Annotated in this window: 9 protein-coding genes; 8 read left to right on the top strand and 1 reads right to left on the bottom strand. The window is 63.1% G+C overall.

Features of this window, described 5'->3' with window-relative positions; translation table 11 throughout:
* Positions 1-442 precede the first annotated feature (442 nt).
* The 8 genes from ACWHXP_RS16175 (at position 443) to dnaG (ending at position 13,909) form a co-directional block, all read left to right on the top strand.
* Complete coding sequence (locus ACWHXP_RS16175; protein ID WP_489635555.1) at positions 443-3,202, top strand: PD-(D/E)XK nuclease family protein; 2,760 nt, start codon at positions 443-445, stop codon at positions 3,200-3,202.
* Complete coding sequence (locus ACWHXP_RS16170; RefSeq protein WP_489635556.1) at positions 3,199-6,675, top strand: UvrD-helicase domain-containing protein; 3,477 nt, start codon at positions 3,199-3,201, stop codon at positions 6,673-6,675. The genes ACWHXP_RS16175 and ACWHXP_RS16170 overlap by 4 nt, the downstream gene beginning before the upstream one ends.
* A gap of 324 nt (positions 6,676-6,999) precedes the next feature.
* Complete coding sequence (locus tag ACWHXP_RS16165) at positions 7,000-8,208, top strand: cation:proton antiporter (protein ID WP_034331088.1); 1,209 nt, start codon at positions 7,000-7,002, stop codon at positions 8,206-8,208.
* Complete coding sequence (locus ACWHXP_RS16160) at positions 8,205-9,434, top strand: YbdK family carboxylate-amine ligase (protein ID WP_039790074.1); 1,230 nt, start codon at positions 8,205-8,207, stop codon at positions 9,432-9,434. Before ACWHXP_RS16165 ends, ACWHXP_RS16160 begins: the two co-directional genes overlap by 4 nt.
* A 260-nt stretch (positions 9,435-9,694) precedes the next feature.
* Entirely contained in the window at positions 9,695-10,903 is a 1,209-nt protein-coding gene (locus ACWHXP_RS16155; RefSeq protein ID WP_489635557.1) for a BaiN/RdsA family NAD(P)/FAD-dependent oxidoreductase, read from the top strand.
* A 212-nt stretch (positions 10,904-11,115) separates the two neighbouring features.
* Complete coding sequence (gene rpsU / locus ACWHXP_RS16150) at positions 11,116-11,328, top strand: 30S ribosomal protein S21 (RefSeq protein ID WP_006462949.1); 213 nt, start codon at positions 11,116-11,118, stop codon at positions 11,326-11,328.
* A gap of 297 nt (positions 11,329-11,625) precedes the next feature.
* Positions 11,626-12,072 carry a GatB/YqeY domain-containing protein gene (locus tag ACWHXP_RS16145; protein ID WP_489624700.1) on the top strand — a complete coding sequence of 149 codons (447 nt, stop codon included), beginning with the start codon at positions 11,626-11,628 and terminating at the stop codon, positions 12,070-12,072.
* Positions 12,073-12,112: 40 nt separating this feature from the next.
* On the top strand, positions 12,113-13,909 hold the full coding sequence (dnaG, locus tag ACWHXP_RS16140; RefSeq protein ID WP_039790070.1) for a DNA primase: 1,797 nt from the start codon (positions 12,113-12,115) through the stop codon (positions 13,907-13,909).
* A gap of 491 nt (positions 13,910-14,400) precedes the next feature.
* Here dnaG and ACWHXP_RS16135 read toward each other — a convergent pair whose 3' ends face one another.
* Positions 14,401-14,694, bottom strand: coding sequence for a hypothetical protein (locus tag ACWHXP_RS16135; RefSeq protein ID WP_227022640.1), 294 nt, complete (start codon positions 14,692-14,694; stop codon positions 14,401-14,403).
* Between the last annotated feature and the right edge of the window lie 39 nt (positions 14,695-14,733).

The following is a 14,733-nucleotide window of genomic DNA, read 5'->3' as shown; positions in this document are numbered from 1 at the left end:
ATCAGCGCCGTGGACAAATACCATCAGGCCTGGCGTGAGCCATCAACGCTTCCGGAGTTGCTAGGTCTACGTGGAGTCGTTGCGCGCCGATTCAAGTTGTAATTGAAGCGCGGCAGAGGTAAGCGGCGGGGTACAGGGGCAATCATAACCCATTTTGAGGGAAAGTGTGGACGCTCGCTCCGTGGCCTGTTGTCACCCGTCCTCATCGCCCTCATTGCAGCGCTGCGCGAGCACCGGCGCGGCTTTGCCCGTGGCGCCCGCGAGGCCGGCAGGGGGCCGTCTGGCATACAATGCGCAGCATCGTCTGCTCCGGTGCGATTGAAAAAATCTGTCGGAGCAAGAGAAAAATACAATGGCTGCACGGTCCGCTGACGCTCTCGTGCCGCCCCGGCCGTGTCCATACACGCTATCCTCACCAGCCCTCACTGACGCCAGAGAACGCATGCTGCTTGCCACCGTACCGATCCCGCCCACTCCAGATTTCTGGCAACAGGCCGTGCGCGCGCTGCTGCGCGAGGGTCAGCCGCTGGGGCAGGCGCTGCAGGCACAACAGCAAGGGGCGCTGGATTTCTCGGGCGTGCAATTGATGGTGCCGGCGTTTTCCCACGCCCAGAATTTCAAGGCGGCGCTGTCGCGCGAACTGCGCCGGCCCTACATCGCCCCGCGCATCAATACGCTGTCCGGCCTGCTGGCGATGCAGCCGCCGGGCGAGAGCGCGCCGCCCTCCGAGAGCGAGCGGCTCATGCAGCTCTATGCGCAATTGCGCGAACATGGCTGGCTCAAGAAAATGTTTTCCGCCCGCCGCAATGCCGACCTGCTGCCGCTGGCGCAGACGCTCTTGTCCTTGTCCGATGAGCTGACCCTGGCGCTGCTGCCGGAGATCCGCGCCAATGCGGATGGTGAAGAGGCAGCGGCAGGCCGCTGGACCCAGGCCCTGGCGCAATTGCTGGAGCCGCTGGCACCTTCTGCGCACGGCATGCTCTCCGACGAAGCGGCGCTGGTGTGGCAGGTGTGGAAGACGCAGCTCGATGCCTATGACCGCATCGTGCAACGTTTCGACGCGATGCTGGCGCTGGCGGATCAGGCCAGCCTGCCGCTGGTATGGGTCAGCCCGACCGAACCGGAACCGCTGGACGCGGCCTTCCTGTCGGCCTACGCACAGCGCCAGCCGGTACGCATCGTCACGCTGGACTGGAGCCGCGCGGTCATCGCACCGCTGCATCCGCTGTATCTCTCGGCCTGGGAAGAGCTGGTGCGGGACGATGATGGTCTGCCGATGGAAGCGGACCAGGCTGCGGTCTCCCCGTCGCATCCCATCGCGCTGCCGCGCCTGTGTCCGGCCGGCGACCTCGAAAACGCCGCCATCCAAAGCGCGCAGATCGTGCTGCGCTGGCTGCAGCAGGGCAAGACCGACATCGCCATCGTGGCCCAGGACCGCGTCACCGCACGCCGCCTGCGCGCCTTGCTGGAACGCGCCGAAGTAGCCGTGGCCGACGAGACCGGCTGGAAGCTCTCCACCACCCGCGCCGCCGCTGCGCTGGCCGCGTGGAATGACCTGGTCTCGGCCCGCGGTGAAACCAATGCGCTGCTCGACCTGCTGAAGTCGCCCTTCGTCTTCCCTGAGGATGCAGAACGCAGCGACCGCGTCATGCGCATCGAAGCCCGCCTGCGCCGTACCAACATCGCCGGCGACTGGCAGGCGCTGCAATCGGCCTTCGCCGAAGCGGGGCAGGCCGATGACCTGGCTTGCATCATCACGCTGGCCAAGCAGGCCGCGCGCTTCGGCGGCCGCAAGACGCTGGCGCAATGGTGCGAGACGCAGCGCGGCCTGTGTCAGGCGCTGGGCATGGAAACCGCGCTGCGCGCCGATGGCGCGGGCGAGCAATGCCTGCTGATGCTCGACGAGATCGCCGCCGAGCAGGGCGGGCTGACCGATACCTTCAGTTTTGCGGAATGGCGCGCGCTGCTCAATTTGCGTCTGGATGCCACTTCCTTCATGCCGCCCATCAAGGACCGGCGGGTCGTGATGCTGCCCCTGAACGGCGCGCGGCTGCGGCGTTTCGAGGCGGTGCTGGTGATCGGTGCGGATGCCGCGCACTTGCCTTCACCGCCGCAGGAAACCCTGTTCTTCTCCAATGCCGTGCGGCGCGAACTGAACCTGGCCACGCGCGCTACGCGCCAGCGCCAGCAACTGCGCGACCTCACCGAATTGCTGTGCGTGAATCCGGAGGTGGTGCTGTGCTGGCAGACCCATCAGGATGGCGAGCCCAATCCCGTGAGCCCGTGGATCCAGCGCCTTGAACTGAAGCTGGCGCAGCAGGGTGCCGCGCCACTGGAACGCGTGACGCCGCCGCCGCCGCTGAAGCCACTGCGTGCGGTGCGCTCCACCATGCCGATGCCGAGCGCACAGGATCTCTTGCCGGCCTCGCTGTCGGCCAGCGGCTTCGGCAGTTTCCTGGCCTGCCCGTATCAGTTCTTTGCGCAACGCATGCTGCGCGTGGCGGTGATGGATGAGCTCTCGGACATACCCGAGAAGCGCGACTACGGCAGCTGGCTGCACGAAATTCTTTACCGCTATCACGCCCACCTGCGCGACAACGACACCCCGCTGCCGGCCCGCGCGCCTTTGCTGGCGCAACTTTCCGAGGAAGTCTTCCAGCGCGAGATGCAGCGCCATCCGGCCGCGCTGGCCTTCCATGCGCGCTGGCAGAAGGTGATGCCGGCCTATCTGCTGTGGGCCAACGAGCGCGAAGCCGAGGGCTGGCAATTCGCCTTCGGTGAAGAGTCGCGGTCACACGCCCTGCAATGGCAGGATGGCGGCATCGAACTGTATGGTCGCCTTGACCGGGTGGACCGCAATGCCGAGGGCGAGCGCGCCGTGCTCGACTACAAGACCCGGACCGCCGCCAGCCTCAGGCAGAAGGTCAAGGAAGAGGATGACCACCAGTTGGCCTTCTATGGCCTGCTGGACGGTGGCGCAGTGGAACACGCGCACTACGTCGCCCTCGAACTGGGCCCTGACAAGAAAACCGGCGACGCCGCCGCCCCCGATTTCGCACGCCAACAGAAGATGCTCCAGCAACAGATCACCACCACCATGCAGGCTGTCGCCCACGGCGCGGCTTTACCGGCCAACGGTATCGAATCCGTCTGCCAGTATTGCGAGATGCGCGGCCTGTGCCGCAAGGGAGCCTGGCTGTGAGCGCCGCCGACAAGAAGCAGCCGGCGGCCTATGAGGTCAATGGCGAGGCCGTCGACGCCGCCGTCTTCACGCGTGCCGCCTGCGATCCGCGCCATTCGGTGGTGGTCGAGGCCTGCGCCGGCAGCGGCAAGACCTGGCTGCTGGTGGCGCGCATGTTGCGTCTGCTGCTGGCCGGGGCACAGGCACCGGAACTGCTGGCCATCACCTTCACCCGCAAGGCCGCGCAGGAAATGCGCGAGCGCCTGCTCGAACTGCTGCACGAACTGGCTCTGGCCGACGATGCGCAGGCCGCCACGCTGCTGCGCGAACGCGGTGTGGCCGAGCCCGACCTGCCCCGCTTGCTGCCGGTGGCGCGCGGACTGTACGAGCGCATCCTCTCCTCTGAACAGAGCCTGTCCATCGACACTTTTCACAGCTGGTTCGCGCGTTTGTTGCAGATTGCACCTTTGGCCTCTGGCGTGCCGCACGGCTATACCCTGACCGAAAAGAACGGCGAGCTGATCGATGAAGCCTACCGCCGCTTCATGCAGAAACTGCGTGAGCCCGAGGGCGCGCCCGTCAAGGCGGCACTGCTGGAACTCTATGAACTGGCGGGCGATTTCAATGCGCGGCAGTTGCTCGACGCCTTCATCGACAAGCGTGCCGAATGGTGGGCCGCTACGCAGGATGATGGCGAGGAGGGCGAAGAGTCAGCCGACACGTCCTCGCCGCTGCGCTGGCTGGAAGCGCTGTGCGGCCCTGATGCACAGCGCGATGCGCGCCTGTCGCTGTGGGACGATGCCGCACTGGTCGCGCGGGCCAGCCAGATCGCGATCCTGCTCGGTCAAGGAGGCAGCGCCAACAAGACGCGCGCGGTGGCCATCGAGTCGGCATTGACGGCGGGTTCGACGCTGGAGAATTTCGACGCCCTCTACAGCCAGTTCTTCGATGACAAGGACAAGCCGCGCAAGAACGGCAAGGTCAAGTCGCTGCTGGCCGCGCTGGTGCAGCACTTCGGCAGCAGCGAGGAAGCTGCGCTGACGGCCTTTGAAGAAGAGTTCAATGCCGTCGGCAACGCACTGCGCAAGCTCCAGGGACGCAGCAAGGAAAAGGCGGTCCTGCAACTCAACCGCGCCCTCTTCACCGCTGGCAGCACCTACCTGGCCTGCTATCAGGAGGTGAAATCCGAACAGCGCGTGCTGGACTTCGCCGACCTCGAATGGCAGGCCTACCGCCTGCTGCGCAACGAGGCCAGCGCCGCCTATCTGCAGACCCGACTGGATGCGCGTTACAAGCACATCCTGCTCGACGAATTCCAGGACACCAACCCGCTGCAATGGTGCATCGTGCGCTGCTGGCTCGATGCCTATGGTGGTGATGCGGCCCAGCCCAGCGTCTTCGTGGTGGGCGATCCCAAGCAATCCATCTATCGCTTCCGCCGCGCCGAGCCGCGCGTGTTCGTGGCCGCGCGCGAGATGCTGCGCGTGCAGGGCGCCGCCATCCTGCGCGCCAACCAGACGCGCCGCAATGCCTCGGCCGTGGTCGATGTACTGAATCGTTCATTCGTCATGGGCGGCAATCCGCTGTTCGCGCAGCAGACCACGCTGGGCCTTGCGGGGGGCGAGGTCTGGCGGCTTCCGCTGGCGCGGCAGGACGAGGATGCAGAAAACGTCATTTCGCCTGAAACCCCCGAAGAACCGGCTTCCCCCGAGTCCACGAACAGCGCTGAAGACATCATCCCCTGGCGCAACCCCCTGACCACGCCGCGCGACGAGGAAGATGATGCGCGCCGCCTGCTGGAAGGGCAGGCGCTGGCGCAGGCTTTGCTCAAAGCCTGCCGCGAAGTGCCGGTGGCCGACGGCAAGGGAACGCGCCCCATGCGCTGGGGCGACATCATGCTGCTGGTCCGCAAGCGCACGCACCTGGCGGCCTATGAGAGTGCCTTGCGCGCTGCGGGCATTCCTTTTATTTCCGACAAGCGCGGCGGCCTGCTCGAATCGCTGGAGATCGCCGACCTGATCGCGCTGCTGACTTTCCTCATCACGCCCAACGACACGCGCGCGCTGGCCCACGTCCTCAAGAGCCCGATCATCGGCGCGGCCGATGAGGACCTGGTGCAGATCGCGCGCCGCGTGGCGCAAGCCGAGGGCGGACACTGGTGGCAGCATCTGCAGGGCATGCAGGAGGAGGGCAGCGCTTCGGCCGCTCTGGTGCGCGCCGTGACTCTGCTGCAGCGCTGGCTGCAGGCGGCACCGCACCTGCCGGTGCATGACCTGCTGGACATGATCCTGCATCAGGGCGAACTGGTGGCGCGCTATGCGCAGCATGCCTCGCCGCTCACGCGCAGCCAGACGCTGGGCAACATTGCGGCCTTCGTGGAGCTGTCGCTGAACATGGATGCCGGGCGCTATCCGAGCTTGCCCAAATTCATCGATGCCTTGCGCGTCCTGCAGCGCACTTCAGGTGGCGATGCGCCGGACGAGGCGAGCGTGGATGCCAGCGCCGATGCCGTGCGCATCCTCACCGTGCACAGTGCCAAGGGACTGGAAGCCCCGGTGGTGGCCATCCTCGATGCCAATCACAGCGATTCGGTGGAAGACAATCTCGGCATCCTCTGCGCCTGGCCGCAGGATCAGGATGCGCCCACGCACTTCTCGGCCTTTGGCCGGCGCAGCGAACGCGGCTGTGCGCGGGATGATCTGTTCGAGGAAGAAGAAAGCCTGAAGACCCAGGAAGATTGGAACCTGCTGTACGTCGCCGTCACGCGTGCCAAGCAGTTGCTGCTGGTCTCGGGCGTGGCCGGTAATCGCGGGGCGGGCGAGGGCGGGGTGGTGGATGGCAGCTGGTATCAGCGTCTCTTCGCCAGTGATGCACCGGTGCGCGAGATCAGCGAGGAAGCCGTTCACGGTGCCGATGCTGCCGCTATCGAAGAGCAATTCTCGCTGGCGTTGTTCGATCCCAAGCCGGTACCGATGTCGCTCTTCGGCGCGGCGCAAGAGGAGGAAGATGCGCTGCCCGAGGTCGATGCCGATGGCACGCTGGTCAGCACCGAAGCCATCGATGAAGGCGTGGCCCTGCATGCACTGCTGGAACGGCTCACGCACGGCAACGCATGGCCGTTGCACTTGCCATCGCCGCCTGCTCTGGTGCGCTGGCTGGGCATCTCTGCGGAGATGGCACAGGTAGTGCATGCGCAGGCACGCGTGGTGCTGGCACAGCCTGAACTGGAGCGCTTCTTCAATCCGACACTGCATCGCTGGGCGCGCAATGAAATGGAGATCGTCGCCCCGTCTGGCGTCATGCGGCTGGACCGCGTGGTCATGTTCGACGACGAAGTCTGGGTCATCGATTACAAGCGCCGTCTGCTCGACAGCGAGCGTGCCGATTACGCAGCGCAGCTGGCCCGCTATCGCAGTGCGCTCGTGTCAGTCTTTTCTGACAAACGAATCAGGTCTGCTCTGATTACCGCTGACGGCATCCTGACGGAGCATTGAGGCTCCCCTAACTACATTCATCTTCTCAATGCGCTTCGGATAACTTCCAGAAATTCAATAAATATCAAATTAGGAAATTCAGATTTCCGTTGTAGGTAAAAAAAAGATCATCGCGTAGAGCAAGAGTGATATCTTCTGTGCTCCGGTTTTTTTGATGAGAGATTTTTTCTTCAAAAATCTTCTTGGAAAAATCGGGCCCGATCTCGTCGGGCTGCTCGTGCCGCACATGCCCGGCATGTTGCTTACGCGATCCGCAACATGCATGTCATCGTCGAATGATAGTGTGCTGCTGCGGTTCAACACCACATCGTTACAGGAGGAGATATGGAGTGGGCTCTTCCGTCGTTCACCCTCGCACAGACGCTGCAATGGAATGCCCTGCTGGTATTCGGCGGCCTGCTGCTCTTCGGGCTGATCGCGGGCTACGTAGTTTCCAAGTCCCCATGGGTGCCTCGCATCACGGGTTATCTGCTGGTCGGTTTCCTCTTGGGTGCCGGCGGGTTCAATCTGCTTTCCGGTGAAGTCCTCAAGGTCACCAACATCTTTGCCGACATTGCGGTCGCGCTGGTGGTGTACCAGTTGGGACGCTACGTCGACATCGGCTGGCTGCGCCGCGAAAAATGGCTGATGATCACGGTGGCCGTCTCGGCCGTGCTGTGCTTCGGTTTCGTCAGCATCGCCCTGACCTGGTTCGGTACCGATTCGGTCATGGCGCTGCTGGGTGGCGTGATGGCCATTGCCACCGCACCGGCCGTGGTGCTGGTGGTGCTGCGCGACCTCAAGGCGGAAGGCCAGGTCACGCGCCGTCTGGCGGCCATGACCGCGCTCAACAACTTCGTGGCCGTGCTGGCCGCCTATGCGCTCTTGCCGGTGATCGCGCATGAGGCCGGTACGCCCGTCTGGACGCTGATCCAGCACACCCTGTATTCGCTGGTCGGCTCGGCCATCCTGGCCTATCTGACCTACTGGCTGATGATGCCGCTGGCGCGCCTGCTGGGCCGCGAGAACAGCTCGCAGTTCGTGCTGGTGATCTCGGTGATTGCACTGGCCATCGGCGTGGCGCATGCGCTGCATCTGCCGGTGATGCTGACCATGCTGATCTTCGCCATCCTCTCCAAGAACCTGGATCGCCAGTTCGATCTGATGGAGCTGGAGTTTGGTGTCGCCAATGAGTTGTTCGTGGTGATGCTCTTCGTCACCGTGGGCGCCTCGATGAAGCTGTCGGACTTGAGCCTGCTGGGCTTCTCGGTGCTGATCCTGATCGCGGCGCGCTTCCTGGCGATGGGCTTGGGCGTGTTCCTGTTTGCCCGCTTTGCCCGCATGAACTGGCGCCAGGCCGGCCTGCTCACGCTGGGCACCTTGCCCATGACCGAAGTCGGCGTGGGCCTGATGCAAACCGTTTCGTCGCTGTATCCGCACACCACGGCCAATGTCTTGCCGCTGCTGGCGGGCAGCATGGTGGTCCTGGAATTCCTGGGGCCGGTGGCAACCCAGTTTGCCCTGATCAAATCTGGAGAGAGTGGACGCGAATGAATACCGAGACACTGATCCGCAACGAACAAGAGTCCCCCGGTACCCAGGCCCACGTGGCCGGTCCGCAGGGCAGCGCCGGCATCTTGCCGTTCGGTTCCTCCACGCCCTTTACCATGGGCATCGAGCTGGAACTGCAACTGGTCAACCGCCGCAACTACAACCTGGCCAGCGATGCGGTCGATCTGCTGAACTGGATCGAGCCGCGTGACCTGCAAAAGCAGATCAAGCTGGAAATGACGCAGGGGATGATCGAGCTGAACTCCGGCATCCACACCCGCGTGGATGAACTGATCGAGGAATTGAAGGGCTTGCGCGGCGCCTTGAACCGTGGCGCGCAATACCTCAACATCGATGTCTCCGGCGGTGGCGCGCATCCCTTCCAGCACTGGAACGAGCAGCGCATCACGCCCAGCGAGCGCTTCCATTACCTGCACGAGAAATACGGCTACCTGGCCAAGACCTTTACCGTCTTCGGCCAGCACATCCACATCGGTGTGGAGAACGGCGATGATGCGCTGTATCTCACGCACGGCTTCTCGCGTTACGTGCCGCACTTCATCGCGCTGTCGGCGGCGTCGCCCTTCTACCAGGGCGCGGACACCAAGTTCGATTCCTCGCGCAGCAACGTGGTGCGGGCGTTCCCGCTGTCGGGCACGGCACCGGTGCATACCAAGTGGGCCGAGTTCGAGACGTATTACGATGAACTGCACCAGATGGGCATCATCGCCAGCATGAAGGATTTCTATTGGGATATCCGTCCCAAGCCAGAATACGGCACCGTGGAAATCCGCGTCTGCGATACGCCGCTGACCATCGAGCATGCGGCGCACCTGGGTGCCTATGCGCAATTGCTGGCGCGCTGGATTCTCACCGAGCGGCCGTTCGTGGTCGGCGATGATTTCTATCTGCTGTACCAGTTCAACCGTTTCGAGGCCAGCCGCTTCGGGCTCAACGGCCAGCTGGCGCTGCACGGCGCGACGCCTTCGCAATCGCGCAAGCTGCCCATCTATGAACACCTGCTGCAGCAATTGCAGTTGCTGGAACCCTATGTGGCCAACGAGGCCGAGCAGCAGACCATCACGCGCCTGCGCCGCATCGCGCATGATCGCTTGTCCGACGCCAGCTGGCTGCGGCAGATGTTTGCGCAGCGGGGCTCGCTCAATGACATGATGCGCTTGTCCTCCGAATTGTGGATGGGCGTGGAGCCGCCGCCGTATTTTCAGTAAACGATATAAATGATATAAGTTGCTGGTTAGGATAAAGTTGCACCAAAGTTGAGGCACCTGGCATTCCGCGTGTTTGCAGAGCACGCGGGATGATGGGAGGAAGAAGGCGAAGGGCCGGTATCGCGAGATGCCGGCCCTTGGTCTTTGTGGCTTCCCGAGCGCGCGTTGTTTCCTGGCTCTTGTGTTTTCGGGGCGGGATCGCGGACAATCACGGCTTTGAAGCGGCCTCGGGCTGCACCGAGATGCGTGCCGGAGGAAGCATGAGCAAGAACAATCCCAATCAATTTGATGTCGCCATCATCGGCGCCGGTGCGGCCGGCATGATGTGTGCCGCCGTGGCCGGCCAGCGCGGCCGCCGCGTGGTGCTCATCGACCATGCCGGCAAACTGGCCGAGAAGATCCGCATCTCCGGCGGCGGCCGCTGCAATTTCACCAATGTGGGGGCGGGGCCGCAGCACTATCTCTCGCAGAATCCGCATTTCTGCCGCAGCGCCTTGTCGCGCTATACGCCGCAGGATTTCATCGGGCTGGTCAAGCGCCATCGCATCGGTTTCCATGAGAAGCACAAGGGACAGCTGTTCTGCGACGACTCCGCCGAAGACATCATCGCCATGCTCAAGGCCGAGTGCGAGGCGGGCAACGTCAGCTGGCGCATGCCCTGTACGGTGCAGGAGGTCGGCAAGAGTGGCGAACAGTTTCGCATCGCTACCAGTGCCGGCGAGATCCAGGCCAGCAGTCTGGTGATTGCGACCGGCGGCTTGTCCATTCCCAAGATCGGGGCCACCGATTTTGCCTATCGCATCGCGCGCCAGTTCGACCTGAAGCTGGTGGAGACGCGTCCCGGCCTGGTGCCGCTGACCTTCGACGGCAAGGCCTGGCAGTCGCTCACCGAACTGGCCGGCATCGCGCTGGAGGTGTCGGTGGAGACCGGCGAGAAGAAGGAGCGCGGGCATTTCCTTGAAGACCTGCTGTTCACTCATCGCGGGCTGTCCGGGCCGGCCATCCTGCAGATTTCCAGTTTCTGGCGGCCGGGCACGCCGCTGCGGCTCAATCTCTTGCCGGAACTGGATGTGGCGCAGTTGCTGATCCAAGGCAAGGGCACGCTGAAGAAGAATCTCGGCAATCTGCTGGGACAGTGGCTTCCCAACCGCCTGGCCGAAGGCTGGCTCAAGATCAATGGCTTCGATGCCAACGCGCGCATTGCCGACATGCCCGACAAGTCGCTCAAGAAGCTGGGTGACTCGCTCAATCATTGGGTGATCCTGCCCAGTGGCTCGGAAGGTTATCGCAAGGCCGAGGTCACGCTGGGCGGCGTGGATACGCGTGAGTTGTCGCAGCAGACCATGATGGCCAACAAGGTGCCGGGATTGCATTTCATCGGCGAAGCGACGGACGTGACCGGCTGGCTCGGCGGCTACAATTTCCAGTGGGCGTGGGCCTCAGGCGTGGCGGCGGGTTCCGCGGTGTGAGGCCGGCCTGGAAGGCAGGTGTTGGACTTTTTCCTTCATTTGCCCTTGACTTCAGGTGAAGGATCATCTTGACTGTGATAAGTGCCTGATTCTTATCCGTTTTTTACCACGGTGGTGGAAAAAATGCCACGTTTGGCCTTCCAATCGGGTGCCAGTCCTGCTACAATCGCTTTCTTTGCTAATCCAACCTAACCTTTCTGGTTTGAATTTACATGACCACTATTCGCGTTAAAGAGAACGAGCCGTTCGAAGTTGCAATGCGTCGCTTCAAGCGCACCATCGAGAAGACCGGTCTGCTGACCGAACTGCGCGCACGCGAGTTCTACGAAAAGCCGACCGCTGAGCGCAAGCGCAAGCTGGCTGCTGCCGTGAAGCGTCACTACAAGCGTATCCGCAGCCAACAGCTGCCGAAGAAGCTGTACTAAGAATTTCTCGCCGCGCACTCGTGCGGCCGATGTGTAAACCCGCTCCGGTGTTGGTCCGCAGCGGGTTTTCGCATTTATTCCCGATTTGTCGAGGTGTTTTCTCCGGGTGCCTGGCTGGCCTGGTTTTTCCTGTTGGCAGCCCCAAATAGGAAGGAAAGCACCAATTCGGGCTGGCGATAAGCCCATCCATGTTCTACGATGCCAAGACCGGGCCTTGCCTTGTTGCTGCCCGGAATACTGGATGCGGGATGGCGCCAGATCGCAGAATACTCATCCACCTCATCTTCGGAGTACCCCATGGGTTTGAAAGAGCAGATCACGGAAGACATGAAGGCCGCCATGCGTGCCAAGGACATGGGCAAGCTGGGCACCATCCGCCTCTTGACCGCCGCGATGAAGCAGAAGGAAGTCGATGAGCGCGTCGAACTGACCGACGCCCACGTGCTGGCCATCATCGACAAGATGGTCAAGCAGCGCAAGGATTCCATCTCCCAGTTCGAAGCCGGCGGCCGCCAGGACCTGGCTGACGTTGAAAAGGCTGAACTGGCCGTGCTGGCCACCTACATGCCGGCCAGCCTGTCGGATGACGAGATCAAGGCTGAAGTCCAGGCCGCCGTGGCTGCCACTGGTGCTGCCGGTCCCCAGGACATGGGCAAGGTGATGGGCGTGTTGAAGCCCAAGCTGGCCGGACGTGCCGACATGACAGCGGTGTCCGCCCTGGTCAAGGCCGCGCTGACTGCGTAAGCAGCCCTTTCGCCTCGTTACCTAACGCCCCGCTGCCCAGGTGATTCCTCAGTCGTTCATCCAGGACCTGCTCAACCGCGTCGACATCGTCGACGTGGTAGGTCGTTATGTGCAACTGAAGAAGGGTGGCGCCAACTTCATGGGCCTGTGCCCTTTCCACAACGAGAAATCCCCCAGCTTCACCGTCAGCCCGACCAAGCAGTTCTATCACTGCTTCGGCTGCGGCGCGCATGGTACGGCGATCAGTTTCCTGATCGAGTATTCGGGGATGGGGTTCGTGGAAGCGGTGAAGGATCTGGCCCAGAACGTGGGCATGGTGGTGCCCGAGCGCGAAGACAACATCCCCCTGGCACAGCGCCAGGAAAAGCAGGCCAAGAGCATGGCCCTGTCGGACGTGATGACGCGTGCCAACGATTTCTATCGTCATCAGTTGCGCAGTGCGCAGCCGGCGATTGCCTATCTCAAAGGACGCGGACTGACCGGCGAAGTCGCTGCCCGCTTTGGCCTGGGCTATTCGCCGGACGAATGGGACAGCCTGCGCCAGGTCTTCCCTGACTACGAGAACGAAGTGCTGGTCGAGTCCGGCCTCGTCATCGACAAGAGTGAAGAGGGCGGTGGCCATCGCAAGCGTTATGACCGCTTCCGTGGTCGGATCATGTTCCCCATCCGCAATACCAAGGGCCAGGTGATCGGTTTTGGTGGCCGGGTGATGGATGGCGGTGAACCGAAGTACCTGAACTCGCCTGAAACGCCGCTGTTCCAGAAGGGCAGCGAGCTGTATGGCCTGTTCGAGGCGCGCCAGGCGATCCGCGAGGCGGGTTATGTGCTGGTCACCGAAGGCTACATGGATGTGGTGGCGCTGGCCCAGCTGGGTTTCCCGCAGGCCGTGGCCACATTGGGAACGGCGTGTACGCCCATCCACGTGCAAAAACTGGTGCGCCAGACCGATGAGGTGATCTTCAGCTTCGACGGCGACAACGCCGGCCGCCGCGCCGCCCGCCGCGCGCTGGAGGCCTGTCTGCCGCATGCGTCGGACAACAAGACTATCAAGTTCCTGTTCCTGCCCAAGGAACACGACCCTGACAGTTACGTGCGCGAGATGGGCGCGCCGGCCTTTGAAGAGCAGATCCGCGAAGCCATGCCGCTGTCGCAGTTCCTGTTGAAGGAAATCATCGGCGAGAACGACTTGCGTACGCCCGAAGGCCGCGCCCATGCGCAGTTTGCCGCCAAGCCGCTGCTGCAGGCCTTGCCGGCATCCGGCCTGCGTTTGCAGATCGTGCGCAGCGTGGCCCAGGCCACGCAGACCACGCCGGCCGAGCTGGAAGTGCTGTTTGAGCTGGAAAAGCCGGTGGCGCGCGTACGCAGCGCCCCGCCGCGCACCAAACGCACCGCCCCGGTCGGGCTGGAGCGCCAGATCATGCGGCTGCTGGTGGCGCATCCGCAACTCTCGGCCGACCTCGATGCCGCCGCGCTGGAAGCCATCGCCCGCATCGCGCCAGACCAGGCCGAGCTGCTGGCCCATCTGGTCGGTGTGGCCCAGGGCATGGGCGAGCAGGCCAATTTCGCCGCGCTGGTCGAGCACCTGCGCGAGGGCGGCCCCGAGTTTGACTCGATGATCGCGGAAATCGCGGCCGAGTCGGAATCCGAATTTGATGTGGTGCGGGCCGAGATGGCCGGTGCCATCCGCCAGGCCAGGATCCGCGCGCTCGATGACGAGATGCAGATGCTGGTGGCCTCTAACCTGCGCACCGAGGAAGAGCGCAATCGCTATCGTGAGCTGATGCAGCGCAAGGAATGGCTCAAGCGCCAGACCGGCGGTGCGGTCGCAGCAGGTTGAGGGGCGGCTTTCCCGTGGAAGCGGGGAGGGGCTGAAGGAAGAATCGGCGGGGAGGGTCTTGCGTGATGTTTGCGTGACCCGATCTGAAGAGTGAGCAGGAGTAGGGAAGCAGAAATCGGCCTGGTGTGGAAAACGCGGTAAAGCACTGCAAATTGTCGTGTTTTACGCACCGGATCGCTGGCGGATGGCCGAATATCCCGGCTTGATCCCAGGGAAAAGAGCCCCATCTGTGCTATAATAGAGGGCTTTAGTTCCGCCGGATGGCTCTTGCATCCCCACCCTGCGGCGACATGCCTTCACCCCGGCGCATCGGGAGGGAGGACGGCAGACAGCGGTATCGCCTGCCGGATTGCAAGCGGCACGACTGCCTGCTGCGCGCGATCGATGGCCCGCCGGTAAAAGGAACGTTGCGCGTGCAGCCGGAGTCTACCGGGCAACCGATACCGGAGTTGCATCATTAGCATGACTTGATTGGCGCAATGAGTGAATTCTCAATTGGCAGTTGATTCTATGGCAAATGCAATGAAGAAACCCGCGAAAACTCCAGCAGCGTCGGCAAAGAGCAGCAAGACGGCAGCGGCGGTAAAATCGACCGCTGCGGCCAAGACCACCCAGGCGGTAGCCGCCAAATCGCCAGTCAAGGGGACGGCGAAGGCTGCTGTCACCGTAAAACCCACGGCCAAGACTGCAGCAGCAGCGACGCCGAAAAAGACGGCAGCCCAGACAACTGCCGCCAAGCCGGCCCGCGCCGCATCGCCCAAAGCGACTGCAACGCCAGCCAACAAGTTACCTCAAGCCGCCGAACAAGCGGTTTCTGTGAAAGC

The sequence above is a fragment of the Herbaspirillum sp. Her2 genome (genome assembly GCF_057961375.1).
Note: the sequence above shows the minus strand (reverse complement) of the source record. Positions and strands in the feature narration are given on the sequence as shown.